Annotated in this window: 24 protein-coding genes; 16 read left to right on the forward strand and 8 right to left on the reverse strand. The window is 70.1% G+C overall.

The features are described from left to right. Positions 1-210: 210 nt before the first annotated feature. Positions 211-1,080: a TspO-related membrane protein gene (locus AC07O8_RS18860; RefSeq protein WP_495049499.1), complete on the forward strand. Its 870-nt coding sequence runs from the start codon at positions 211-213 to the stop codon at positions 1,078-1,080. Here AC07O8_RS18860 and AC07O8_RS18865 read toward each other — a convergent pair. From AC07O8_RS18865 to AC07O8_RS18895, 7 genes are all read right to left on the reverse strand, one after another. After that, complete coding sequence (locus AC07O8_RS18865; protein ID WP_495049500.1) at positions 995-2,074, reverse strand: ABC transporter ATP-binding protein; 1,080 nt, start codon at positions 2,072-2,074, stop codon at positions 995-997. The two genes, AC07O8_RS18860 and AC07O8_RS18865, sit on opposite strands and share 86 nt — an antisense overlap. Positions 2,075-2,087: 13 nt before the next feature. Then, positions 2,088-2,999, reverse strand: a complete 912-nt coding sequence (locus AC07O8_RS18870; protein WP_495049501.1) for a carbohydrate ABC transporter permease — start codon at positions 2,997-2,999, stop codon at positions 2,088-2,090. Positions 3,000-3,015: 16 nt separating this feature from the next. After that, a complete protein-coding gene (locus AC07O8_RS18875; RefSeq protein WP_088408279.1) occupies positions 3,016-3,894 on the reverse strand; it encodes a carbohydrate ABC transporter permease in 879 nt (292 codons plus the stop codon). A 125-nt stretch (positions 3,895-4,019) separates the two neighbouring features. After that, entirely contained in the window at positions 4,020-5,273 is a 1,254-nt protein-coding gene (locus AC07O8_RS18880) for an ABC transporter substrate-binding protein (RefSeq protein ID WP_495049502.1), read from the reverse strand. A gap of 52 nt (positions 5,274-5,325) precedes the next feature. Beyond that, entirely contained in the window at positions 5,326-6,525 is a 1,200-nt protein-coding gene (locus tag AC07O8_RS18885) for a maltoporin (protein ID WP_297531223.1), read from the reverse strand. Between the two features lie 332 nt (positions 6,526-6,857). Next, positions 6,858-8,366 carry a sensor histidine kinase gene (locus AC07O8_RS18890; RefSeq protein WP_495049503.1) on the reverse strand — a complete coding sequence of 503 codons (1,509 nt, stop codon included), beginning with the start codon at positions 8,364-8,366 and terminating at the stop codon, positions 6,858-6,860. A gap of 60 nt (positions 8,367-8,426) precedes the next feature. Next, positions 8,427-9,134, reverse strand: a complete 708-nt coding sequence (locus AC07O8_RS18895) for a response regulator transcription factor (protein ID WP_495049504.1) — start codon at positions 9,132-9,134, stop codon at positions 8,427-8,429. 282 nt (positions 9,135-9,416) lie between these two features. Here AC07O8_RS18895 and AC07O8_RS18900 point away from each other — a divergent pair, with 282 nt between their 5' ends. From AC07O8_RS18900 to AC07O8_RS18970, 15 genes are all read left to right on the forward strand, one after another. Further along, the gene (locus tag AC07O8_RS18900) at positions 9,417-9,632 is read left to right on the forward strand and encodes a hypothetical protein (protein WP_495049505.1); all 216 of its coding nucleotides are present in this window, start codon (positions 9,417-9,419) and stop codon (positions 9,630-9,632) included. A gap of 186 nt (positions 9,633-9,818) precedes the next feature. Beyond that, on the forward strand, positions 9,819-11,108 hold the full coding sequence (locus AC07O8_RS18905; RefSeq protein ID WP_495049506.1) for an acyl-CoA dehydrogenase family protein: 1,290 nt from the start codon (positions 9,819-9,821) through the stop codon (positions 11,106-11,108). Between the two features lie 13 nt (positions 11,109-11,121). After that, complete coding sequence (locus AC07O8_RS18910; RefSeq protein ID WP_495049507.1) at positions 11,122-11,979, forward strand: methionine ABC transporter ATP-binding protein; 858 nt, start codon at positions 11,122-11,124, stop codon at positions 11,977-11,979. Continuing rightward, entirely contained in the window at positions 11,972-12,646 is a 675-nt protein-coding gene (locus AC07O8_RS18915; protein ID WP_495049508.1) for a methionine ABC transporter permease, read from the forward strand. The genes AC07O8_RS18910 and AC07O8_RS18915 overlap by 8 nt, the downstream gene beginning before the upstream one ends. A 130-nt stretch (positions 12,647-12,776) precedes the next feature. Continuing rightward, complete coding sequence (locus AC07O8_RS18920; protein ID WP_495049509.1) at positions 12,777-13,598, forward strand: MetQ/NlpA family ABC transporter substrate-binding protein; 822 nt, start codon at positions 12,777-12,779, stop codon at positions 13,596-13,598. Further along, a complete protein-coding gene (locus AC07O8_RS18925; RefSeq protein WP_495049510.1) occupies positions 13,595-15,127 on the forward strand; it encodes an LLM class flavin-dependent oxidoreductase in 1,533 nt (510 codons plus the stop codon). Before AC07O8_RS18920 ends, AC07O8_RS18925 begins: the two co-directional genes overlap by 4 nt. A gap of 74 nt (positions 15,128-15,201) precedes the next feature. Beyond that, positions 15,202-16,155, forward strand: coding sequence for an aliphatic sulfonate ABC transporter substrate-binding protein (locus AC07O8_RS18930; RefSeq protein WP_495049850.1), 954 nt, complete (start codon positions 15,202-15,204; stop codon positions 16,153-16,155). Then, positions 16,152-16,919: an ABC transporter permease gene (locus AC07O8_RS18935; RefSeq protein WP_495049511.1), complete on the forward strand. Its 768-nt coding sequence runs from the start codon at positions 16,152-16,154 to the stop codon at positions 16,917-16,919. Before AC07O8_RS18930 ends, AC07O8_RS18935 begins: the two co-directional genes overlap by 4 nt. Further along, complete coding sequence (locus AC07O8_RS18940; RefSeq protein ID WP_495049512.1) at positions 16,916-17,641, forward strand: ABC transporter ATP-binding protein; 726 nt, start codon at positions 16,916-16,918, stop codon at positions 17,639-17,641. The genes AC07O8_RS18935 and AC07O8_RS18940 overlap by 4 nt, the downstream gene beginning before the upstream one ends. Positions 17,642-17,767: 126 nt before the next feature. Continuing rightward, positions 17,768-18,391: an NADPH-dependent FMN reductase gene (gene ssuE, locus AC07O8_RS18945; RefSeq protein ID WP_495049513.1), complete on the forward strand. Its 624-nt coding sequence runs from the start codon at positions 17,768-17,770 to the stop codon at positions 18,389-18,391. 97 nt (positions 18,392-18,488) lie between these two features. Next, complete coding sequence (locus AC07O8_RS18950) at positions 18,489-19,472, forward strand: sulfonate ABC transporter substrate-binding protein (protein ID WP_495049514.1); 984 nt, start codon at positions 18,489-18,491, stop codon at positions 19,470-19,472. 56 nt (positions 19,473-19,528) lie between these two features. After that, a complete protein-coding gene (gene ssuD / locus AC07O8_RS18955) occupies positions 19,529-20,710 on the forward strand; it encodes an FMNH2-dependent alkanesulfonate monooxygenase (RefSeq protein WP_495049515.1) in 1,182 nt (393 codons plus the stop codon). Position 20,711: 1 nt separating this feature from the next. Further along, complete coding sequence (gene ssuC / locus AC07O8_RS18960; RefSeq protein WP_495049516.1) at positions 20,712-21,572, forward strand: aliphatic sulfonate ABC transporter permease SsuC; 861 nt, start codon at positions 20,712-20,714, stop codon at positions 21,570-21,572. A gap of 10 nt (positions 21,573-21,582) precedes the next feature. After that, complete coding sequence (locus AC07O8_RS18965) at positions 21,583-22,539, forward strand: ATP-binding cassette domain-containing protein (RefSeq protein WP_495049517.1); 957 nt, start codon at positions 21,583-21,585, stop codon at positions 22,537-22,539. 139 nt (positions 22,540-22,678) lie between these two features. After that, entirely contained in the window at positions 22,679-24,001 is a 1,323-nt protein-coding gene (locus tag AC07O8_RS18970; RefSeq protein WP_495049518.1) for an MgtC/SapB family protein, read from the forward strand. Positions 24,002-24,032: 31 nt separating this feature from the next. Here AC07O8_RS18970 and AC07O8_RS18975 read toward each other — a convergent pair whose 3' ends face one another. After that, positions 24,033-25,145: an alpha/beta hydrolase gene (locus AC07O8_RS18975; protein WP_495049519.1), complete on the reverse strand. Its 1,113-nt coding sequence runs from the start codon at positions 25,143-25,145 to the stop codon at positions 24,033-24,035. Positions 25,146-25,349 lie beyond the last annotated feature (204 nt).

The following is a 25,349-nucleotide window of genomic DNA, read 5'->3' on the forward strand; positions in this document are numbered from 1 at the left end:
CCAGGGAGGCAGCGCAGGAAGGGCCTCGGTTGGGCTCCCTCTCCCGCACCGCGGCAGAGGGGAGTAAGAAGGGCGCCGATCTGGCTCCCTCTCCCGCACCGCGGGAGAGGGCGGGGGGTGAGGGCCGCGGTCTTCGCAGGCGGGCCATTGACGAGGAGGGCATATGGCTTGCCGGGATCGGAACAGACTCGCTCTGCTCCCTTCGATCCCATGCTCCAGATCCTCGTCATCCTCAGCGCGCTGTCCATGCCCCTCGTGGCCTGGGCGTCCCAGCGCGGCGTCTTCGGCCCCGACAACGGCGCCATCTCCGACCGTTTCCCGACGCTGCTCGTCGCCGACGGCTACGCGTTCTCCATCTGGGGCGTGATCTTCCTGCTCGACCTGGTCTTCGCCGCCTGGCTGCTGCGCGGCCAGCCCGTCCCGGACCGGGAAGGGCACCGCGACTCCCACCGCTGCCACTGGCTGGTCATCCTCGGCTTCACGCTGACGGCCAGCTGGATGATCGTGTTCTCGCAGCAGTGGTTCGGCCTGGCGCTGGCCGTCATCTGGGCCGCGCTGGCGAGCCTGCTGTGGGCCTTGATGCTGGTGGCGCGCGCCATGCCGCGCGGCGCGCAGTCGTGGCTCGCCGTGTTCCCGCTGGCGCTGCACACGGGATGGTTGTCGCTGGCCGCGTTCCTGGACACCGCGCAGACCGTCGTCGCCGCGCAGATGCTGCCGACGCAGGACCAGTTGCCCTGGACGATGGTGCTGTGGGCGCTCGCCGCTTTGCTGCTGCTGGTCGCCAATGCGCGGCTGCACGCGCCGGGCACCGGCCCCGCGGCGCTCGGTTATGCCGGCGCCGCAGTGTGGGGCCTGGTGGGCGTGTACGTGAAGCAGACCGCCTCGCCGATGACCGGCTCCGACGGCTCCGCCTGGATCGCGCTGGCGCTGGCCGCGATGCTCGCCGCGCAGACCCTCTGGCTGCGTGTGAGACCTGCCGCGCCCACCGGTCCCGTCACGCCAGGCGGCGCTCGTCCTTCGCGTCGAACAGGTGGGCCGACTCCGCCGCCCATTGCAGGCGAACCGCGTCACCGACATTGAGGTGGGGATTGCCCGAGACGCGCGCCGTCATCGGACCGCTCGGCGTGTCCACCAGCAGGTAGGTCTCGGGGCCGGTCGGCTCGCTCATCTTCAGCACGCCCGGCATGCCGCCCGCGCCGGCGTCGGTGGTCTCCGCCAGCCGGATGTGTTCCGGACGCACGCCGTAGAGCACGGCGCCCGCCGCGTCGATCGAGGCCTGCTGCCCCGCGTTCACCGGCAGGGTCACGCCTTGCGCCGCCAGCGCGCCGCCGCCGTTGCGCTCGGCGCTGACGAAGTTCATCGTGGGTGAGCCGATGAACTCGGCCACGAAGCGGTTGGCCGGCCGCGCGTAGATCTCTTCCGGCGTGCCGAACTGCTGCACCAGACCGTCGCGCATCACCGCGATGCGGTCGCCCAGCGTCATCGCCTCGACCTGGTCGTGGGTGACGTAGACGGTCGTGGTCTTGGTGCGCTGGTGCAACAGCTTGATCTCGGCGCGCATCTCGATGCGCAGCTTGGCGTCCAGGTTGGACAGCGGCTCGTCGAACAGGAACAGCTTCGGGTCGCGCGCCAGCGCGCGGCCCATCGCCACGCGCTGCCGCTGGCCGCCCGACAGCTGGCCCGGCTTGCGGTCCAGCAGGTGGTCGATCTGCAGCATCTTCGCGACGCGCTGCACCGTGGCCTCGCGCTGCGCCTTCGGCACCTTGCGCATCTCCAGCCCGAAGGCGATGTTCTGCGCGACGTTCATGTTCGGATAGAGCGCATAGCTCTGGAACACCATCGCGATGTCGCGGTCCTTGCTCGGCAGGTAGGTGACGTCCCGGTCGCCGATGTGGATCGCGCCCGAGCTCGGGTGCTCCAGGCCGGCGATCATCGCCAGCAGCGTCGACTTGCCGCAGCCCGACGGGCCGACCAGGATCAGGAACTCGCCGGCCTCGATCGACAGGTCGATGCCCTTGAGGATGTCGGCCGATCCGTAGCTCTTGCGGACTTGAGAAATGGCGAGCGCGCCCATGCTTTGACTCCTCTTAACCCTTGACGGCGCCGGCGGTGAGCCCGCGCACGAAGTACTTGCCCGCGACCACGTAGACCACGAGCGTCGGCAGCGCGGCGATCAGCGCCGCGGCCATGTCCACGTTGTATTCCTTGACCGAGCTGGACGTGTTGGCCAGGTTGTTCAGCCCGACCGTGATCGGCTTGCTGTCGGCCCCGGAGAACACCACCCCGTACAGGAAGTCGTTCCAGATCGAGGTGAACTGCCAGATCAGCGTCACCACCAGGATGGGCGTGGACAGCGGCACCACGATGCGCCAGAAGATCTGCCAGAACGAGGCGCCGTCCAGCGTCGCCGCCTTGATCAGCTCGTCGGGCAGGCCGGCGTAGTAGTTGCGGAAGAACAGCGTCGTGGACGGCATGCCGGCCAGGATGTGGACCAGGATCAGGCCCCACACCGAGCTGGCGATGCCCAGCGTCCCGAGCACCTGGCTCATCGGCAGCAGCACGACCTGCATCGGCATGAACACGCCGAACAGCAGCAGCCCGAACAGCAGCTCGCTGCCGCGGAAGCGCCACTTGGTCAGCACGTAGCCGTTGATCGCGCCCAGCGCGGTGGAGATCAGCACCGCCGGCACGACCATGAACACCGAGTTCATGAAGAAGGGTTTCAGCCCGCCGCAGTCGGTGCCGGTGCAGGCGCTGGTCCAGGCCTTGGACCAGGCGGCCAGGGACGGCGCCAGCGGTACCGACAGCAGCGTGCCGTTGCGCACCTCGTCCATGCCCTTGAGCGAGGTGCTGACCATCACGTACAGCGGCAGCAGGAAGAAGAAGGCGAACACCAGCAGCACGGCCCAGAGCAGCACGCGCTGCACGGTCAGGCTGCGGGATCCCCCCGAGGAGGGAGGGCCGGAAGGGGGACGGGAAGGGGAGGTGAGGGTACTCATGTCGCGGCGCCCGGGGTTACTTCTTCGAGCGGAGCTCGGAATAGAGATAGGGAACGACGATGGCGGCGATCGTGGCCAGCATCACCGTGGCGCTGGCCGCGCCCAGGCCGATCTGGCCGCGCGAGAACGCCATCGTGTACATGAAGGTCGCCGGCAGGTCGGTGGCGTAGCCGGGGCCGCCGGCGGTCAGCGCCATCACCAGGTCGAAGCTCTTGATGGCGATGTGCGCCACCACCATCAGCGTCGAGAAGAAGACCGGCCGCAGCGTCGGGATGATGATGCGCCAGTAGATGCGCGGCAGCGAGGCGCCGTCGACCTGCGCGGCCTTGATGATGGAGTCGTCGATGCCGCGCAGTCCCGCCAGGAACAGCGCCATCACGAAGCCCGCCGACTGCCACACGCCGGCGATGACGACGCAGTAGATCGCCATGTCCGGATCGACCAGCCAGCCGAAGCTGAAATTCTCGAAGCCCCACTGCTGCATCAGGTGCTCGATGCCGAGGCCGGGGTTGAGGATCCACTTCCACGCCGTGCCGGTCACGATGAAGGACAGCGCCATCGGGTACAGGTAGACCGTGCGCAGCACGCCTTCGCCGCGGATCTTCTGGTCCAGCAGGATGGCCAGCAGCAGGCCCACGGCCATCGCGCCGCCGATGAACAGCGCGCCGAAGATGCCCAGGTTGGTCAGGGCCAGCCACCAGCGCTCGTTGTCGAACAGCGCGCGGTACTGGTCCAGGCCGACGAACTCGTAGTTCGGCAGCAGCCGCGACGCGGACAGCGACAGGTAGCCGTTCCACGCCATCAGGCCGTAGATGAACAGGAAGGAGACGAGGAAGGTCGGCGCGACCACCAGCTTGGGAAGCCAGGGACTGCGGGGGGCTCGGGAAGCGGACATGCGTGGGAGCGGACCTGAGGACGCGCCGCGTGCGGCGCGTCGGGGGAAAACGGAGCGGGGGCGGTCCAGTCGGTGAGGTGGTCCGCCCCCTGCGGGGCCGGCGTCGCCGGCGACGCCTGTGACGATTACTTCGTCTTGGCGGCCGACGCCAGTTTCGTCTGCGCGTCCTTGGCCGTCATCTTGTCGCTGTTCCAGAACTGGCTCACGACGTCCTTCATCGCGCCTTCGGCCGCGGCGGGGACCGCCATGCCGTGGGCGATCGACGGCACCAGGGTGCCCGACTTGGCATCGGCGGCGAAGTCCGTCGCGGACTGCTTGGCGCAGTCGTCGAACTTGTCCATCTTCATGCCGGTGCGCACCGGGATCGAGCCCTTGTTCAGGTTGAACAGCTCCTGGAACTCCGGCGACATGATCGCGGTCGCCAGGTCCTGCTGGGCCTTCTCGTTGGCGGCGTTCTTCAGCTTGAACAGCGCGAAGGAGTCGATGTTGAAGGTGAAGGCCTTCTGCGTGCCCGGGGCGGCCACGCACAGCACGTCCTTGCCCGGCGTCTTGCCCGCGGCGACCCATTCGCCCTTGGCCCAGTCGCCCATGATCTGCATGCCGGCCTCGCCCTTGATCACCATCGCGGTGGCCAGGTTCCAGTCGCGGCCCGACGCGTTCTTGTCGGTGTAGTCCTTGATGCGCTTGAAGGTGGTCAGCACCTTCTCCATCTGCGGGCCGGTCAGCGTGGCGGGGTCGAGCTGCACCAGCGCCTTCTTGTAGAACTCGGTGCCGCCCACGCCCAGCGCCACCGCCTCGAAGGTGGTGAAGTCCTGCCAGTTCTGGCCGCCGTGCGCCACGGGGATGATGCCGGCCTTCTTCAGCGCCTCTGCGGTGACGAAGAACTCGTCCCAGGTCGTGGGCAGCTTGGCGCCCGCCTTCTTCAGCGCTTCAGGATTCACCCACAGCCAGTTCACGCGGTGCACGTTGACGGGCGCGGCGATGTAGTGGCCCTGGTACTTCATGATGTTGGCGACCACCGGCGGGATCACCTCGTCCCACTTGCCGGCCTTGGCGACGGCGTCGACGTTGGTCAGCACGCCCTCGGCCGCCCATTCCTGCAGCGACGGGCCCTTGATCTGCGCCGCGGCCGGGGCGTTGCCCGACACCACGCGCGACTTCAGCACGGTCATGGCGGAGTCGCCGCCGCCGCCGGCCACCGCGAAGTCCTTCCACGTGTGGCCCTGCTTCTGCAGCGTGGCCTTCAGCGCGGTGGCGGCCTTGGCCTCGCCGCCGCTGGTCCACCAGTGCAGGACCTCGACCTCGCCGGCCTGGGCCGCGCCGGCGGCCATCAGCGCGCACAGCGCGGCGGCCTGGGACAGTTGCTTGAGCTTCATCATTCCGTTGTCTCCATCTCGACTTGAATAGCGTCGGGCAGTGAGTGTGAGGGGGTCAGAACCAGACTTCCACCTGCGCGCCGAAGCTGGTGCCCGAAGTCTCGCCGTCGTAGCCGGCCACGCCGGTCACGTTGCCGGCGGCCTTGTTCCACTTGGCGTGGGTGACGTAGAGGCGGAACTCGGGGCGGTCCATCAGCGCCGGGCCGGTGGACAGCGTGGGCGCGAAGGTCACCTTGGTCAGGCGGGCGCGCTGGCCGCCGTCGGGCTTGTACTGCGACACGCCGGCTTCGCCGAGCAGCTTGAAGTTGCGGGTGACGCCGTAGGACAGGCGACCGCCGACCGACGTGGACACCGTGGCCTTGCCGGCGTTGTCCTTCTCGTTGGCCCACAGCAGCATGCCCATGCCGCCCCAGGCGCCTTGCTGGAAGTTCACCGATTCGACGACGCGGAACTTCTTGGCCGCGGAGGTGTCGGTCTGGTTGCCGAAGTTGGAGTTCAGGCCGGTGGAGCCCTGCGCGTACTGCACCCACAGCACGTTGTTGAAGTCCGAGCCGAACAGCTTGGCCTGCACGTGCTTGGCGGTCAGGCCCCAGCCGTTGGTGCCGCCGGCGAACTGCGACTTGGTCGCGGTGCCGAAGAAGGCCAGTGTGCCGTCGGTGTTGGAGTTGATGTCGACGTACTCGACGTTGCCGCGGTGGGCCGGACGCTGGTTGTTGTCCTTGTCGTTGGTGTAGTACGCGACGCCGAGCTTGCCGGGGCCGACGTTCAAGCCCTTGAAGCCGGCGCCGATGCCGGCCATCTCGGTGAAGTAGGTGTCGACGATGTGGACGTCGCCGCGGCGGCCGCGTTCCTTGCCGGCCCAGACGGTCGCCTCGGGGGCGAAGTCGAAGCCCTTGGCCTCGGCATACATCTGCGCCAGGCGCAGGTGCTTGGCGTCGTCCGCGTCGGAATGCGGGTTGAAGTAGTCCGTCATCAGCACGACCTTGTAGTCGATGCCGTCCTTCTTGAAGCCCTGGGCGAGCTGGAATTCGCCGTAGATGTCGCACTCGTTGCCGAGGCGGTACTTCATGCCGCTGGTGCCGCCGTTGAGGGCGTAGCAGGCGCGGCTGGCGCCGCCGTCGGTGGTGCCGCCGGGGCCGGCGCGGAAGTAGCCGGTGTAGTCCAGGGCGTGGGCGGATCCGGCGGCCATCAGCAGGCCGGCGGCGGTGGACAGCGTCGAGAGCGTGGTGGTGCGCAAGCGCGAGGTGCGGGTCATGTTCAGTCTCCGGTTGTCTCCGACCAACGGTGCTCCGGGCGTGCCGCCGTTAATCGGACGTTTATCTTTCTTGCATGCGGGCTGAACTTTAATAATTCATTAATGAAACTATATTGGTGCTTACCACTAGCGTTCTGGTGCATGAAAAGTGGGAACGACGGGCGCCATGGCGGTCTTTCGGGCGCCTGGCGTGATGTTGGATCCGTCTTGGTGCGCAGTTGCCGCCCATCGCGCGCAGGTTCAAGCGACTCGTCGCGATGGCAAGTCCTGCGGGGACCGATGGCATTGACCGATCAACATCGACCGATCGGCAATGACCGGTCCCGTGGCGCTCAGGCGGCGAGCGGCAGGCTCATCGACACGCGCAGGCCGCGCGGCTGGGCCGTGGTCAGCGCGATGCGGCCGCCGTGCCGCTCCACGATCTCCTTGACGATCGCCAGGCCGAGTCCGCAGCCGTTGCCCTCGTGGGTGGCGCGGAAGAAGCGTTCGAAGACCTGCTCCCGCAGGTCCTCCGGGATGCCGGGGCCGTTGTCGGTCACGACGAGTTCCGCACTGTCGGCCGTGCCCTTCACCTGCACGGTGACCCGGGCGCCGCGGCCGGCGTAGCGCAGGGCGTTGTCGACCAGGTTCACCAGCGCCTCGCGCAGCAGCAGCGGGATGCCGGTGACCTCGACGGGACGGTCCTCGCGGTCCTCGCGATCGTCGCCGAGGCCGGGCGCGCGGGGTTCGGTGACCGGCTCCTCGAGCTGCGAGGCGGAGGCGCAGTCCGGATCGCAGTCCGGGCCGTCATAGCCCAGGTCCACGTTCTGCTGGAGCGCGCGCGGCACCAGCTCGGCGGTGACCTCGCGGGCGAGGCGGCCGAGGTCGAAGCGCACCGGCGTCTGCCGCGTCAGCGATTCGGGCTCGGTGCGCGCCAGCGCCAGCAACTGGTTGACCAGGTGGGCGCTGCGCGTCGCGCTCTCATGCACGCGGGCGAGCCGCATCGTCAGGGGCCCGGGCGGCGCTTCGGCCAGCGCGAGTTCGCTCTGGCTCTTCAAGCCCGCCAGCGGCGTGCGCAGCTGGTGGGCGGCGTCGCTGATGAAGCGGCGCTGGCCCTGGACGTTGTGGCGCACGGCCTCGAGCAGGTCGTTGATCGCCTGCGCGAGCGAGCGCAGTTCCTGCGGCGCGGCGTCGAGCTCGATGGGGCGCAGGTCGTTGGGCTTGCGGCCCTCGACCAGGCGGCGCAGCCGCGCGATCGGCGCGAGCCCGGCGCCGACGCCGGCCCACACGATCATGCTCATCAGCACGATCAGCAGCGACAGCGGGAGCATCGTGTCGATCAGCAGCCGGCGCGCGAGCAGTTCGCGGTTGGCGCTGGAGCGCGCCACTTGCACCAGCATCGTCTGCTGTGCCTTGGGGTTCTCGCCGAACTGCAGGTAGAGCGCGGCGACGCGCACCGGCGAGGCGGTGCGCGCCTCCTCGGCGTCGATCTCGCCGTCGTAGAACTGCGCCTGGCCCAGCGGCGGGCTGGCCGGCTGGGCGGGCGGACTCGGCAGGTTGCGGTTGCCGAGGATGAACTTGCCCGGCGGCGAACTGACCGTGTAGAGCAGCTTGTCGCTGGGGTCGGCCTCGAGCACGTCCTGCGCCGCGCGCGGGAAGTCGATCAGCAGCCCGTTGCCCATCGGCTTGACCTGGCGCGCGAGCGAGCGGGTGGCCTGCAGCAGCGTGGCGTCGACGGCCTCGTTGGCGTAGCGGCCCGCGAGGCGGTAGCTGAAGACCGCGCCCGCCAGCCACAGCACGACCTGGGGCAGCAGCAGCCACAGCAGCAGCTGGCGCTTGAGGGAGAACCGGGCGGGGGCCATCGGGGGGCGTTGGAAGAGGGCGTCGGCGGACGGTGTCGGCGGCAGGCGGGTGGAGGCGCCTCAGGCGCGTTCCAGCTCCAGCAGGTAGCCCAGGCCGCGCACGGTGCGGATGGCGACCTGCGAGCCTTCGAGCTTGCGGCGCAGACGGTGGATGTAGACCTCGACCGCGTTGGTGGCCGCGCCGCTGTCGGCCGGACTGGTGACGGCGTTGGCGTGGCCCCCGTTGCGGTCGCCCGACCAGGCCTGGTTGATCTGCTCCTTGGTGATCACGCGGCCCTGGTGCGTGAGCAGCAGGTCGAGCAGGTCGAACTCGCGCGGACTGAGCTCCAGCATCTCGCCGCGCACCTGCGCGCTGCGGGTCTCGCGATGCATGCTGAGCTGGCCGAGCTCGGTGCTGGCCTTCAACGCCCGGCTGCGGCGCAGTAGGGCGCGCAGGCGGGCCTCCAGTTCGGGGAAGTCGAAGGGCTTGGTCAGGTAGTCGTCGGCGCCGGCGTTGAGGCCGGCGACGCGGTCCTCCAGGCTGTCCAGCGCGGTCAGGATCAGCACCGGCAGTGAGGCGTCCGTCTGGCGCAGCTGCTTGAGCACCTCGATGCCTCCGACCATCGGCAGGCCGAGGTCCAGCACGACGACGTCGAACTGCTGCTTGGCGAGCAGGTACTGCGCCACCGCCCCGTTGGGCGCATGCTCCACGGAGAAGCCGCTGGCACGCATCTGTTCGCACAGGGCGTCAGCCAGGATCGCGTCGTCTTCGGCGAGCAGCAGGTTCATGAATGGAAGATTAACAGCCCGGCCGCGCGCACTGGCTTGGGGCAAGCCCGGGGCGCGCTCACGGTGCACGGCGCTCGTCGCCGGAAGGCGGGCCGGGGGTCTGCTCCCACGCTGGCGGGGCTTAACCGCAGGTCGCAGACCCCCGGCCCGCCTTCCGGCGACTCGGACCGAGGACTTCGGCACAGGGGTGCTGGCGGTGCAGGGCCTGTAGGGCAACGCCTGACACGCGGTGACGACGATGCCCTCTCGCGCAGGGCGCGCTGCCTTCGGAATACTCCCGCCATGCAAGCCAGCGACCTCAAGCAGACGCTCTGGCGCGTCGTCTATACCAAGAACGCGAACCTGCAGAGCAGCGGGGACGCGGCAGGGCCGTGGCATCCCGACAAGCGTCACATCGAGCAATGCGCGCATCGCATGCGGGCGCTGCTCTCGCAGGACGTCGGCATCCAGAGCAACGCGCAGGCGGCCAAGAACGACTGCACGTGGATGGGCGCTTGACTTGGCGCTTCACTGGGCCCTTCACCGGGCGCTGGACTGAGCGCTGAAGTGATCGTTTAACTGAGCGCTGAACCGAGCGTTCAACTGAGCGCATAAGCACAGACGATTTTCTCGCTTCGGTCCGCGCGGTCGGACAGGAACACTCGGCGTCATCGCGCATTGCCGCCCCCGAGTTCCTCCCCGCCGATGACCGCTCCCGTGCTGCGGCGTCTTGACGACGCCTTCCCGACTTCCTCCGATGCCCCCGCTGGCGGCGCTGCCGTCCATGGCGGCCACCCTGCGTCGCCGCTCGCGCAGCTGCTGGGGTCAGGCGTTGATCGCCTTGTCGAGCAATTGGCCGCCACGGCCGTGCAGCGCGACCGCGAGGGCGGCCATGCCGCCGAGCAGCGCGAGCTGATCCGCGCCAGCGGCCTGCTCGGGCTGACGATTCCCGAGGCGCACGGCGGCCTGGGCGGCAGCCTCGCCGAGTTCTTCCAGGTCGTGCGGCGCATCGCCCGAGTCGACAGCGCGCTGGCGCATGTGCTGGCCTTCCACCATCTGCAGCTCTTCGGGGTGTCGCTGTACGGCGGACCGGCGGCGACGGCGCACGGCGCGCGCCATCTGCGCGAGACGGCCGAGCAGCGCCTGTTCTGGGGCAATGCACTGAATCCCGCCGACACGCGGCTGACGGCGGTGCGTGATGGGCGTGATGGGCGTGATGGCGCCGGCTGGCGCCTGGACGGCGTGAAGAGCTTCTGCTCGGGTGCGCTGGGCTCGGACCGTCTGACGGTGTCCGCGACGACGGGCGAGGGCGGTTTCCTGATCGGCATCGTGCCGACGCGGCGCGAGGGCGTGCGCGTCGAGCAGGACTGGGATGCCTTCGGCCAGCGCCAGACGGACAGCGGCACGGTGCGCTTCGACGCGGTGCGGCTGGACGACGACGAGCTGCTGCAGGTGCCGGGCCAGAGCCCGACACCGCGCGCGACGCTGCGCTCGCAGATCGCTCAGCTGATCATGACCCACCTGTACCTGGGCCTCGGTGAGGGCGCGTTCGACGAGGCGCGCCGCTACACGGCCACGCGTGGCCGGGCCTGGTCGGCGTCGGGCGTGGCGCGCGCGGTCGACGATCCGCTGGTGCAGCACCGCTACGGCGACCTGTGGCTGAAGGTGCGGGCGGCCCAGGCCGTCTCCGCGGATGCCGTCGAGCTGCTGCGGCGCGCGCTGGAGCGTGGCGACGCGCTGACCGCGCGAGAACGCGGCGAGGTCGCGCTGGCAGGCGCCGAAGCCAAGGTGCTGGCGCACCGCGCCGGTGTCGAGGTCGGCAGCCAGCTGTTCGAGCTGACCGGCGCGCGCAGCACGTCCGCCGAATTCGGCCTCGACCGCTTCTGGCGCAACGCGCGGGTGCACACGCTGCACGACCCGGTCGACTACAAGCTGCGCGACCTGGGCCGCTTCTTCCTCGACGACCGGATCCCCGATCCGACGGCGTATTCCTGATCGAGGGGCTCCGATGAGCGATCCTGAGAACGACCCGCTGATCCGCCTCGACGGCGTGTCCAAGTCCTTCGCGCTGCCCGACGGGCGGCGCTTCGACGCCGTGCGCGACGTGAGCCTGTCCGTGCGCCCCGGCGAGATCCTGGGCCTGATCGGCAAGAGCGGCGCCGGCAAGTCCACGCTGCTGCGGCTGATCAATCTGCTGGAGCGCCCCGACGCGGGCCAGGTGCACGTCGCCGGCCGCGAGCTGACCGCGCTGAAGCCGGCGCAATTGCGCCGCGAGCGGCAGCGGCTGGGCATGATCTTCCAGCAGTTCAACCTGCTGCAGAACGCGACCGCGGCGGAGAACGTCGCCTTCCCGCTGCAGCTGCATGCGGGCCGCTCGCGCCGCGAGATCGCGGACCGCGTTGCCGAGTGCCTGGCGCTGGTCGGCCTGACCGACAAGGCCGACCAGTACCCCGCGCAGCTCAGCGGCGGCCAGAAGCAGCGGGTCGCGATCGCGCGGGCGCTGGCGCCGCAGCCCGACGTGCTGCTGTGCGACGAGCCGACCTCCGCGCTCGACGCCGAGACCACGCGCGAGCTGCTGGCCACGCTGGCCGACATCAACGCGCGTCTGGGCGTCACGATCGTGATCGTCACGCACGAGCTCGAGGTCGTGCAGACCCTGTGCCGCCGCGCGGCGGTCATCGCGGACGGCCGGCTGGTGGAGCAGTTCGACGTCGTCGACGCGTCCCGCGTGGCGACCTCGCCGCTGGGACTGGAACTGGCGCGCCTGCAGCGCCAGGCAGCCAACCTCGCCGCGCTGGACGCCTCGGCGCTGGCGACCTCCGAGGTGATCGCCTCGATCGGACGCCGGGAGGTCCGCCATGCTTGAGAACCTCATCGGGCTGCTGCCCGAGATCTGGATCGCGCTGGGCCAGACCGGGCTGATGCTCGCCATCGGTCTGGGCGCGGCGGTGCTGTTCGGCGGGCCGCTGGGCGTGCTGCTGTTCCTGTTGAGCCCGGGCCAGTCGTTGTCGGGTCACCGCGGCGCGGGCCTGCTGCACCGGCTGATCAACGCGGTGGTGAACACCGTGCGCAGCTTCCCCTTCATCATCCTGCTGGTCGCGCTGGTGCCGATCACCCGCGTGGTCGCGGGCACCTCGATCGGGCCGCTGGCCGCCGCGGTGCCGCTGTCCTTCGCGGCGATCCCGTACTTCGCGCGCCTGGTCGAGCAATGCCTGCGCGAGGTGCCGCGCGGCGTCATCGAGGCCGCGCACGCGATGGGCGCCTCCGAGACGCAGATCGTGCTGCGCGTGCTGGTGCGCGAGTCGCGCGCCGGCCTGGTGGGCGCGCTGACGGTGCTGGCGATCAGCTTCCTGTCGTACTCGGCGGTGGCGGGCGTCGTCGGCGGCGGCGGCATCGGCGACCTCGCGATCCGCTACGGCTACTACCGCTTCCAGACCGACGTCATGGTGCTGACGGTCGCGATCCTCGTCGTGCTCGTGCAACTGATCCAGTTCACCGGACAACGCGTCGCGCGGCGGCTCGACAAGCGATGAACGTCACGCGCCGCGGGTCCTTCCTCTGCCTGCCCGCCGCACTCCCACCCGCCTCGTCGCCAGCCTCGTCGCCAGCCTCGTTGCGACTTTCCTTCCTCTCCCTCCCTCCCGGACCTCCAAGGACCTCCCGATGACCCTCGCCCGCCGCACGCTGCTGGCCCTCGCGCTCACCGCCTCCGCCACTGCCACCGCCTTCTTCGCGCCCGTCGTCCAGGCGCAGGACAAGAAGGAGATCACCATCGGCGCGACCGCCGGCTCCAACATCGAGGTGCTGCGCCAGGGCATCAAGCCGCTGCTGGAGAAGCGCGGCTACACGGTCAAGCTGGTCGAGTTCAACGACTACGTGCAGCCCAACATCGCGCTGGCGCAGGGCGCCCTCGACGCCAACTTCTTCCAGCACATCACCTACCTCAACCGCTTCCGCGAGGACCGCAAGCTGGACATCGTGGACGTCGTGCAGGGGCCGATGGCGCCGTTCGGGATCTACTCGAAGAAGCGCAAGAGCCTGGCCGAGGTGAAACCGGGCGACTGCATCACGCTGGCCAACGATCCGGCCAACCTGGCGCACGGCCTGGCGCTGCTGGCCGACCAGAAGCTGCTGACGCTGAAGCCGGGCGCCGATCCGATCCGCGTGACGGAGAAGGACATCGCCAGCAACCCGCTCAACCTGAAGCTGCAGCCGATCGAGGCGGCGCAGATCCCGCGCACGCTCGACGACGCGGAGTACGCGATCGTCAACGGCAACTTCGCGATCTCCAGCGGGCTGAAGCTGACCGACGCGCTGCTGCTGGAGAAGACGCCCGACCACTACATGCTGGTGCTGGCGGTGAAGGCCAAGGACAAGCAGGCGCCGTGGACCCTGGCGCTGGCGGACGCCTTCCGCGCGCCGGAGTTCAAGGCGGTGCTGGTGCAGAAGTTCCCCGGCTACGCGCGGCCGGCGTTCCTGCAATGAGCGCCGGCAAGGCCAGGCCGATCCGTTTCAACGCCTTCGCGATGAACACGGTGGGGCACCAGTCGCCGGGGCTGTGGACGCACCCGCGCGACGAGTCGCATCGCTACACCGATCCGGACTACTGGATCGAGCTGGCGCGGCTGCTGGAACGCGGCGGCTTCGACAGCGTGTTCCTGGCCGACGTGCTGGGCGTCTACGACGTGCACGGCGGCTCGCCGGACGCGGCGCTGCGTCATGCGGTGCAGGTGCCGCTCAATGACCCGCTGGCGCTGGTGCCGCTGATGGCGTCGGTGACCAAGCACCTCGGCTTCGGCGTGACGGTGGCGCTGACCTACGAGCCGCCGTACAGCTTCGCGCGGCGCATGTCGACGCTGGACCACCTGACGCGCGGGCGCATCGGCTGGAACATCGTCACCGGCTACCTCGACAGCGCGGCGCGCAACCTCGGACAGACCGGGCAGCGCGCGCACGACGAGCGCTACGACCTGGCCGACGAGTACCTGGACGTCGTCTACAAGTTGTGGGAACTCAGCTGGGAGGACGGCGCGGTGCGGCGCGACAAGGCGGGCCGCGTGTTCACGGACCCGGCGAAGGTCCATGCGATCCACCATCGCGGCGAGCACTACCGCGTGCCCGGCGTGCACCTGTGCGAGCCGTCGCCGCAACGCACGCCGGTGCTGTTCCAGGCGGGCACGTCGAGCCGCGGTCGCGCCTTCGCCGGCCGGCATGCGGAGTGCGTCTTCGTCAGCGGTCCCAGCACGTCCGTGGTGAAGGGCTACGTGAGCGGCCTGCGCGACGCGGTGGCCGAGGCGGGCCGCGCGCGCGACGACGTGCTGATCTACGGCCAGGCGCTGATCATCACCGCGCCGACCAGCGCCGAGGCGCATGCGAAGCACGAGGACCTGAAGGCCCACGTCGACATCGAGGCCGCGCTGGCGCTGCTGTCGGGCTGGACCGGCGTCGACTTCAGCCGCTATCCGCTGGACGCGACGATCGACTACCTCGACACGCAGGCGGGACGCACGGCGCTGGCCTCGTTCAGCAGCGCGGATCCGACGCGCCGCTGGACGGTGGGCGAAGCGGCGGCGTTCATCGGCCTGGGCGGGCGAGGGCCCGTCTTCGTCGGCGATCCGTCGGAGATCGCCGATCAACTGGTCGCGTGGCAGGACGCCACGGGCCTCGACGGCTTCAACCTGGCCTTCGCGCTGGCGCACGAGACCTTCCGCGATGTCGTCGACCTCGTCGTGCCCGAGCTGCGCCGCCGCGGTCGTTACCGACCCGAGGCCGGCGAAGGCGCCGACGTCGACGCCGCGCCGAAGACGCTGCGCGCGCGGCTGTTCGGCGCAGGCGACGGCCTCAAGCCGACGCACGCCGGACGTCGTGTCCGCCTGGGCGAGCCGAGCGCGGCCGCCGCCGAAGCCAGCGAAGGCAGCGAAGGCACCGACGCGACAAGTGCCGCAGCGACCGCCGACGATCGCGTTCCCCCGCCGACTTCCCTGGACATTCCCCTGACGGAGCCCGTCGCATGACCCGCAAGACTGAATCGAAGAAGAACCAGCTGCCGACGCGCCGCGACGCGCTGGTGATCGGCGCCGGACTGGCCATGGGGCTGACCGGCGGACTCGCGGCCGGCACCGCGCGGGCGCAAGGCGCCGCCGCGCCGAAGGAGCTGAAGCTCGACTACGCCTACTACTCGCCGACCAGCCTGGTGCTGCGCCGCTTCGGCTGGCTGGAGGAGGACCTCGCCAAGGACGGCACGACGGTGCGCTGGGTGCTGAGCGCCGGCAGCAACCGCGCGCTGGAGTACCTCAACGCCGGCAGCATCGACATCGGCTCCACGGCCGGCCTGGCCGCGCTGCTGGCGCGTGCGAACGGCAATCCGATCCGCGCGCCCTACATCTTCTCGCGCCCGGAGTGGACGGCGCTGGTCGTGCGTCCGGACTCCGGCATCCGCTCGCTCGCGGACCTGAAGGGCAGGAAGATCGCGGCGACCAAGGGCACCGATCCCTACCTCTTCCTGCTGCGCGCGCTGCACACGGTGGGGCTCAAGCGCGGCGACATCGAGCATGTCGCGCTCCAGCATGCCGACGGGCGCGCGGCGTTGGAGCAGGGCCGCGTCGACGCCTGGGCCGGGCTGGATCCGCTGATGGCGGCGAGCGAGCTCGATGCCGGATCGAAGCTGCTCTACCGCAACGTCGGCTTCAACACCTACGGTTTCCTGAACGTGCGCGAAGAGTTCCTGAACCGCCATCCGCAGACGGTGAAGCGCGTGATCGCGGCCTACGAGCGGGCGCGCGCGTGGACGATCGCGAATCCGTCGGACGCCGCGAAGATCCTGTCCGAAGAGGCCAAGGTCAGTCTGCCGGTGGCCCTGCTGCAGGTGAAGCTGCGCAGCGACTTCTCGCACCCGCAGCCGTCGGACGAGCACGTCAAGGCGCTGCAGGCGGCGGCGCCCATCCTGACCGCGGAGCAGTTGGTGAAGCCCGGCGTGGACCTGAACCGCACGATCGCGGAGCTGGTCGACACGCGCTTCGCCAACGGCCTGATCAAGGCGTGAACGCATCGTCCTGGGTGCTCGGCGCGTTGCCGCCGGTGGCGGTGCTCGCGCTGGCGGAGGCCGCGGTGCGGCTCGGATGGATCGCGCCCAACCTGCTGCCGGCGCCGAGCGATGTCGCTGCGGCGCTGGCGCAGATGCTCCGCGACGGGCAACTGACGCAGCACGTCCTTGCGAGCAGCCTGCGCGTGGCGGGCGGCTTCGCGCTCGGCGCGGTGCTGGCGGTGCTGTTCGGCGCGCTGGTCGGCCTGTCGGGCCTGGCGGCAGCCGTGCTCACGCCGAGCTTCCAGGCCTTGCGCGCGATTCCGTCGCTCGCGTGGGTGCCGTTGCTGCTGTTGTGGCTCGGCATCGACGAGGCGTCCAAGGTCGCGCTGATCGCGATCGGCGCCTTTTTCCCCGTCTACATGGGCGTGTCCTCGGGCTTCCGCGACGTGGACCGCAAGCTGGTGGAGGTCGCGCGCCTGCGCGGGCTCGGCCGTGTGGCGCTCGCGCGTCGCGTGCTGCTGCCCGCCGCGCTGCCGGCGCTGCTCACCGGCCTGCGCAACGGACTGAGCCTCGCGTGGATGTTCATGGTCGCGGCCGAGCTGATCGCGGCAAGCCGCGGCCTGGGCTATCTGCTGACCGACGGCCGCGAGACCGGTCGCGCCGACCTGGTGATGGCGGCGATCGTGCTGCTCGCGCTGCTGGGCAAACTGACCGACAGCCTGATGGCCGCGGTGGAACAACGCGCGCTGCACTGGCGCGACAGCTTCGGAGGCCACGCATGAGCCTGTTGACCGTGTCCGTGCGCGCCAAGCGCTTCGCCCGCGACGTGCCCATCCTGCAGGACGTCCACTTCGATCTGAACGCGGGCGAGGTCCTCGGCCTGGTCGGCGCGAGCGGCTGCGGCAAGAGCACGCTGCTGCGCATCGCGGCGGGGCTGGATCCCGACTTCGACGGCGAAGTGCGGCTCGACGGCCGCGTGCGTCGCGGGCCGGACCGCGACATCGGCGTCGTGTTCCAGGAGCCGCGGCTGTTCCCGTGGCTGACGGTGGCCGAGAACGTCGGCTTCGACCTGGGCCAGGGCCATGACGAAGCGTGGGTCAACACGCTGCTGCGCGAGGTCGGCCTGGGCGAGCACGGCGAGGCGCTGCCGCGCCAGCTGTCCGGCGGCCAGGCACAGCGCGCCGCGATCGCGCGGGCGCTGTACACGCGGCCGCGCGTGCTGCTGCTCGACGAGCCGTTCTCCGCGTTGGACGCGTTCACGCGGATGCGGCTGCAGGACCTGGTGCGCGAGGTCGCGGCAAGACATGGCACCAGCCTGATCCTGGTCACGCACGACGTGGAGGAGGCCGTGCTGCTGGCCGATCGCGTGCTGGTGCTCGGCGCGGCGCCGGGCCGCATCGTGCGGCGCATCGAGGTGCCGCTGGTGCATCCGCGCGGTCGCGGGAGCGCCGCAGTGGCGGACCTGCGCGGCGAAGTGCTGCGGGAGCTGGAACGCCTTTCCTGATCCGAGGATGATCAGTCGCGTCTCCCTGCCCATAGCTGCAAAGCGTGTAAGCATCGACGATCTCCTTCGTTCGGCCAGGAAGGGACGGTTCGCAGAATGAGGCGGTTCCTGCTTCCTCCCCCCGCCATGACCGCCTCCGCCACCGCCCCGACCGCAGCCCTGGCCAACGACTTTCCAGGCTCGCCCGTTCTGCTCATCGCCGCGAGCCCCAGCCTGAAGTCGCGTTCCAGCGCCTTGCTCGGCGCCGCCGCGGAGCGGCTTCACCATCACGGCCTCTCGACCCGCACGCTGCGGATCCGCGACCTGCCGGCCCAGCCGCTGCTGCATGCCGACTTCGACGACGTCGAGCTCCGTGCCGCGCTGGCTGCCGTCGCCCAGGCGCGTGTCGTCGTGCTCGCGACGCCCATCTACAAGGCCGCCTACAGCGGACTGCTGAAGGTCTTCCTCGACCTGCTGCCGCAGGACGGACTGGCGGGCAAGAGCGTGTGGACGCTGGCCACCGGCGGGAGCATGGCGCACCTGCTGGCCCTGGACTACGGCCTGCTGCCGGTGCTGTCCGCGCTGGGCGCGCGCTCCCATGTCGACGGCGTCTACGCCTGCGACGCGCAGATCGCCAAGGACGCCGCCGGCGAATACCGCATCAACGACGACATCGCCCGCCGCCTGCTCGCCGGGGCGTCGCAGGTGCTGGACCGCGTGCCGGCGGCGCAGCCCGCCGCGCCGGTCTCGCGTCCCGCGTTGGTGCTCTGAATGCCCCCGACGCTGTGAACGCCCCGCGCAAGGTGCCCACCGACCCTGCGCCCATGTCGCTGACTTCTCCGATTCCTCTCATTCCAGGACCACCACCATGCCGTTCTTCCTCGACCGCCGCGGCGCACTGGCCTTCGCGGCCGCGCTGACCACCTCGCTCAGCCTGTTCGCCGGCGTCGCCAGCGCGCAGACGGCGGCCAAGCCGACGGAAGTCCGCATCGGCTTCCAGAAGTACGGCACGCTCACCGTGCTGAAGGCCAAGGGCGACCTGGACAAGCGCTTGAGCGCGCAGGGCATCGCCGTGAAGTGGACCGAGTTCCCCGCCGGCCCGCAGCTGCTGGAAGGCCTGAACGTCGGCTCCATCGACTTCGGCACCGTCGGAGAGGCGCCGCCGATCTTCGCGCAGGCCGCCGGCGCGGACCTGGTCTACGTCGCCAACCAGCCGCCCGCGCCGACGGCGGAAGCGCTGATCGTGCCGAAGGACTCGCCGATCCGGACGCTCGCCGACCTCAAGGGCAAGAAGGTCGTCCTGAACAAGGGCTCCAACGTCCATTACCTGCTGGTCAAGCTGCTGGAGAAGCAGGGCCTGAAGTACACCGACATCACCGTCGTCTACTTGCCGCCGGCCGATGCGCGCGCCGCGTTCGAGCGCGGCGCCGTCGACGCCTGGGTGATCTGGGATCCGTTCCTGGCCGCGGCGGAACGCCAGCTCGGCGCGCGCGTCGTGGCCGACGGCAAGGGCGTCGTCGCCAACCACCAGTTCTACCTGGCCGAGCGCGGCTATGCGGAGAAGTATCCGCAGGTCGTGCAGGCGATCATCGAGGAACTCGCCAAGCTCGACCGCTGGTCCGAGAACAACAGCGCCGCCGTCGCCGCGCTGCTCGCGCCGCAGATCGGACTCGACCTCGCGACGACGGAAGTCGCCGCCGCACGCTTCGCCTACGGCATCCAGCCGATCACGCCGGCCATCGCCGCCGAGCAGCAGAAGATCGCCGACGCCTTCCATGCGCTGAAGCTGATCCCCAAGGCGATCCGCATCGCCGACGCGCTGCCGAAGTCGGTCACCACCGCCGCCAAGTAAGCGCCGCCGCCAGCCCACCGCCGCGACGTCGCGGCTCCTCACACGAGCTTCCCCCCATGAAGATCCTCTGGTTCATCCCCACCCACGGCGATTCGCGCTACCTCGGCACCTCCAAGGGCGCCCGCGTCGCGGACTTCGACTACTACCGCCAGATCGCCATCGCGGCCGACAGCCTCGGCTACGAAGGCGTGCTGCTGCCCACCGGCCGCAGCTGCGAGGACAGCTGGATCGTCGCGGCCAGTCTCATCGACGCGACGCGGCGGCTCAAGTTCCTCGTCGCGCTGCGGCCCGGGCTGGTGCAGCCGGTGCAATCGGCGCGCATGGCGGCGACGCTCGATCGCCTGTCCGGTGGACGCCTGCTGGTGAACCTGGTCACCGGCGGTGACCCCGATGAGCTGGCCGGCGACGGCCTGTTCCTGCCGCATGAGGAGCGCTACGCGCTGTCGACTGAATTCCTGACCGTGTGGCGCGACGTGCTGCGCGCCAGCCATGAGGGCGAGGCCATCGACTTCGACGGCGAGCAACTGCGCGTCAAGGGCGGCAAGCTGCTGTACCCGCCGATCAACACGCCGTACCCGCCGGTGTTCTTCGGCGGCTCGTCGGGGCCGGCGATCGACCTCGCGGCCGAGCAGGTCGACACCTACCTGACCTGGGGCGAGCCGCCGCAGGCCGTCGCCGAGAAGATCGGCGAGGTGCGCGCGGCGGCGGAAGCGAAGGGCCGACAGCTCGAGTACGGCATCCGCCTCCACGTCATCGTGCGCGAGACCGAGGAGGAGGCGTGGGCCGCCGCCGGCGACCTGGTCAAGCATCTGGACGAGGACGTGATCGCCGCGGCGCAGGCCAAGTTCGCGTCGATGGACTCGGTCGGCCAGCGCCGCATGGCGGAGCTGCACGGCGGCCGCTTCGACAGGAACGACATCCGCGCCGGATTGGAGATCTCGCCCAACCTGTGGGCCGGCGTGGGCCTGGTGCGCGGGGGCGCGGGCACGGCGCTGGTCGGCAATCCGCAGCAGGTCGCCCATCGCATCCAGGAGTACGCGGCCCTGGGCCTCGAGTACTTCGTGCTCAGCGGCTATCCGCATCTGGAAGAGGCCTACCGCTTCGCCGAGCTCGTGTTCCCGCTGCTGCCGCTGGACGTGCGCGAGAAGCTCAGCGCGCCCAAGCTGACCGGCCCGTTCGGCGAGATCGTCGCCAACAACTTCGTGCCCGGTCCGGCCAAGCTGGCCGCGGCGAGCTGAGATGAGCGCCGTCGCGATCCAGGCCGAGTCCCAACCCCAGGCCCAGTCCGGGGTTCAGTCTCGGGCCCAGTCCCGGGTCCAGCGACGTCCGGGCCGCGGCGCGGGCGTGTTCAAGGGCCTGGTGCCCTGGCTGGTGCCGCTGGCGGTGCTCGCGCTGTGGCAGTTGAGCGCGCAGGCCGGCTGGCTGTCGACGCGCGTGCTGCCGGCGCCGTCGGCGGTGGCCAAGGCCGCGTGGGAGCTGGCGTTGTCGGGCGAGCTCTGGCGGCATCTCGCGGTGAGCACCGGACGCGCCTTCATCGGCTTCACGATCGGCGGCGGGCTCGGGCTGCTGCTGGGCCTGCTGACGGGGTCGCAGCGCTGGGCCGAGACCGCGCTCGACACGACGCTGCAGATGCTGCGCAACATCCCGCCGCTGGCGCTGATCCCGCTGGTGATCCTGTGGTTCGGGATCGACGAGACGGCCAAGCTGTTCCTGGTCGCGCTGGGCGTGTTCTTCCCGGTCTACCTGAACACCTTCCACGGCATCCGCGGCGTGGACCGCGACCTGATCGAGATGGCGCGCTCCTACGGCCTCAGCGGCTGGTCGCTGTACCGCCAGGTGATCCTGCCGGGCGCGGTGGCGTCGATCCTGGTGGGGCTGCGTTTCTCGCTGGGCCTGATGTGGGTGCTGCTGATCGTGGCCGAGACCATCTCGGCGCAGAGCGGCATCGGCTACATGACGATGAATGCGCGCGAGTTCCTGCAGACGGACGTGGTGCTGGTCGGCATCCTGATCTACGCGTTGCTGGGCAAGCTCGCCGACGTCGCGGCGCAGGCGCTGGAACGGGCGTGGCTGCGTTGGCATCCGGGGTATCAGACATGACGGGCAAGACATGATGAGCGTGACCGAGATCGACGTCCTGACCGAATGGCAGGATTCGCAGCCCGCGGCGCTGCCTGCCGCGGCGTCGCCGCGCGCGACGACCGTGCAACGCGAGGCCGTCGCGACAGGTCCCGCGCATGCACAGCCGGATGGACCAGCGAACGGGACGGTGAACGGGAAGGTGAACGGCCAGGTAAGTGGCCAGGCCGTGAAGCTCGACGGCCTGGGCAAGGCCTTCGGCGAGCGCCAGGTCTTGCACGGCATCGACCTGAACATCACGCCCGGCGAGTTTGTCGCCATCATCGGCCGCAGCGGCTGTGGCAAGAGCACGTTGCTGCGCCTGCTCGCCGGACTGGAGACGCCGAGCGTCGGCGCGCTGGCAGCGGGCGCGTCCGAGGACACGCGCTTCATGTTCCAGGACGCGCGACTGCTGCCGTGGGCGCGGGTGCTGGACAACGTCGCGCTGGGCTTGAAGGGGCACGATGCGCGCGAGCGGGCGCGACAGGCGCTGGCGCAGGTCGGGCTTGCGGACCGCGCCGGCGAGTGGCCCGCGCGCCTGTCCGGCGGTCAGCGGCAACGCGTGGCGCTGGCGCGCGCGCTGGTCCACGCGCCCAAGCTGCTGCTGCTCGACGAGCCGCTCGGCGCGCTGGACGCGCTGACCCGCATCGAGATGCAGCGGCTCATCGAGTCGCTGTGGACGCACCATCGCTTCACCGCGCTGCTGGTGACGCACGACGTGGCCGAGGCGGTCGCGCTCGCGGACCGCGTGCTGCTGATCGAGGACGGCCAGCTCGCGCTGAACCTGCGCATCGACCTGCCGCGTCCGCGTCGCCGCGATGCGACCTTCGCGTCGCTGGAGCAGCGACTGCTCGACCGCGTGCTGAGCACGCCCGGTCGTGAGCCTGAAGCCGCTCACGAACCGGCACCACTTTCCGTCGCCGCGCCGATGTTGCGCTGGGCGGTGTAGGAGCGCCCGCCGGCCGTCGGTGCTTGAAGGGCCGGGGGGCCTTCCACACCGACGGTCCGGCGCGGCCATCCCGAGCGCGACCCTCCCGATGGAGGCGGGCGCTTGAGTCGCACGGCCGCCTTGCGGTACCCTGGGTCGGATGACTCCCGTGCTCCCGACGTCGACGCCACTGCCCAATGCGGAGTGGCCTTATCTCGAGATCCTGATCCGCCTGGCGCTGGCCCTGTCCCTGGGCCTGCTGCTGGGTCTCGAGCGAGAGCGGCGCGGCAAGGAGGCGGGGCTGCGGACCTTCGGCTTCATCGCGCTGCTGGGCGCGCTCGGCGGCTCGCTCGGCGAGCACTACGCGCTGCTGAGCCTGCTGCTCGCCGCCGGGTTGGCGGTGCCGCTCAATGTCCACACGATGCGCGGTGGCCACGGCCCGGAACTCACCACCTCGGCGGCCATGCTGGTGACCTGCATGGCGGGCATCCTGTGCGGCCTCGGGCATACCGTGACTCCGGCGGCGGTGATGGTCAGCACGACCGCGCTGCTCGCATGGAAGGAGCGCCTCTCCGGTCTGTCGATGGGCCTGACCGAGGGCGAGGTGCGCTCCGCGCTGCTGCTCGCCATCCTGGCCATCGTGATCTACCCCGCGCTGCCGGCGGGGCCTATCGGACCCTGGCATCTGATCGAGCCGCGTGCGGCCTGGGTGACGGTGATCCTGATCGCCAGCATTGGCTTCGTGAACTACATCCTGTGGAAGCTCTACGGCTCGAAGGGCGCGGAGCTGTCCGCATTCTTCGGCGGTCTGGTCAACAGCAACTTCACGGTGGTGGAGATGGCGACCCGCGTGCGCGAGACGGCCGGCCGCTTCGCCGAAGGCGCCTACCGCGCGGTGCTGGTGGCCGTTGCCGCGATGGTGATGCGCAACGCGGTGCTGCTGCTGATCCTCACGCCGCTGGCGTTCATCAATGCCGCGGCGGCCTTCGGATTCATGGTGCTGGCGGCGGCGGGCTTCGTGGTGCTGAGCATCCTGTCGCGCCGCAACGGCGCCGGCGCCGAGGACGTCACCGACATCAAGCTCGAGCTGCCGTTCTCGCTGCCCGTGGCGCTGCGCTACGGCGTGCTGTTCCTGGCACTGCACGTGGTGGGCCGACTGATGCAGCGCGAGTTCGGCGAGAACGGCTTCTATCTGGTGACGGTGGTCGGCGGGCTGCTCTCCAGTGCCAGCGCGGTGGCTGCGGCCGCCAGCATGGCGTCGCAAGGTGCGATCGGTTTCGACGTCGCCGCCAACGGCGCGGTGTTGGCGTCCTTGACCAGCCTGGCCTTCAGCCTCTCGTTCATCGTGAAGACCGGCCACCGGCGCCTGATCGCGCGTCTGGCGCTGGCGATGGTGGTGATCGCGGTGGCCGGCGGCCTGGGCGTGCTGCTGCGCGAGCTGGTCACGCCCTGGATCAGCGGACTGCTGCCCAACGGCGGCTGACGCAGGACCCGGTCGTCCGCCGCGGCCGGTCTCAGCTCCCGAACGCCTTGCGCAGCCGTTCCCCCGCGAAGGCCTGCGCATTGCGCGCCTTCTCGACCACGGCCGCCATGCCGAAGAACTCGTGGGTGACGCCTTCGTAGTCGCGGCGCTCGACGAGCACGTCAGCCTTCTTCAACGCCTCTTCCATCTTCGCGCTGTCCGAGCGCAGCGGATCCACGCGCGCGCTGATCAGCGTCACCGACGGCAATCCCGCGAGCTTCGCGTCGACGAGGTTCAGACGCCAATCCTTGAGCTGCTCCTTGTTGTCGAGCAGCTTGTCGATGAACCACTCGACCATCGCGCGGTTGAGCGGCTGTGCGGCGGCGTTCTCGAGGTAGGACTCGGTGTTCAGGCTGCTCTGCGTGACGGGGTAGATGGCGAGCACGTGCGACGGCTTCTGCAGGTTGGCGTCCCGCGCGGCGATCGCGGTGGCCAGCGCGAGGTTCCCCCCGGCGCTTTCGCCCGCGAGCGCGATGCGGCTGATGTCGCCCTTGAAGCTGGCCGCGTTGGCGATGGTCCATTTGTAGGCGGCCAGGGCGTCGTCCCAGGCGGCGGGGAACTTGTTCTCCGGCGCCTGCCGGTAGTCGACGGAGACCACGATCGCCTGCGCCTGCTTGGCGATGCCACGCGCGCTGGCGTCGTAGACCTGCTTGTCGGCGATGACCCAGCCGCCGCCGTGGAAGTAGACGACGACGGGGAAGGGGCCCGGGCCGGCCGGCGTGTAGAAGCGCGCCGGGATCATGCCCGCGCCGCCCTGCACGGCGCCGTCGGTGCTGGTCACGCCGGGCACGAGTTGCGCGGGATCGGTGCTGCGGCCGTTCTGGCGCAGCAGCGCGTTGACGGCGTCGGTGACGGTCGGGTTGGCGCGGGCGGCGGGCACGTCGAGCTTCTCGATCGCCTTGGGTCGCAGGCCCTCATGCGCCGTCAGCACGGCGCGCATGTCGCCGTCGAGCCGGATCCGGCCCATCGTCTTGGCGATGGCGGTCTTGACCTTGCTGGGCTGCTCGTTGCCCGTGCCCTTGCCGGCGTCGTCGGCGGCATGCACGAAGGGCAGGGTGAACAGCAGCGCGCTGAGCGCGGCGACCTGGAAGTGAAGGCGGGGCATGGCGACGTCCTTGTTGAGCGGTGCGGCGCATCCGATGCGGATGCTCGCGCTCGGCTCAGCAAGCCGGGTGCCCGATCGGTTAATCTCCCGCGCGGCGCCTTGGAAAGCGCCGACAAGAACGAGCCGGACCACCGGCATGCAGGGAGGAATCACTGTCGCACGACCTCGATCGAGGGACGCGTGAGCCTGCCTGCATGCCAGCTG

This window comes from Roseateles sp. GW821-FHT09G09, from assembly GCF_059415965.1.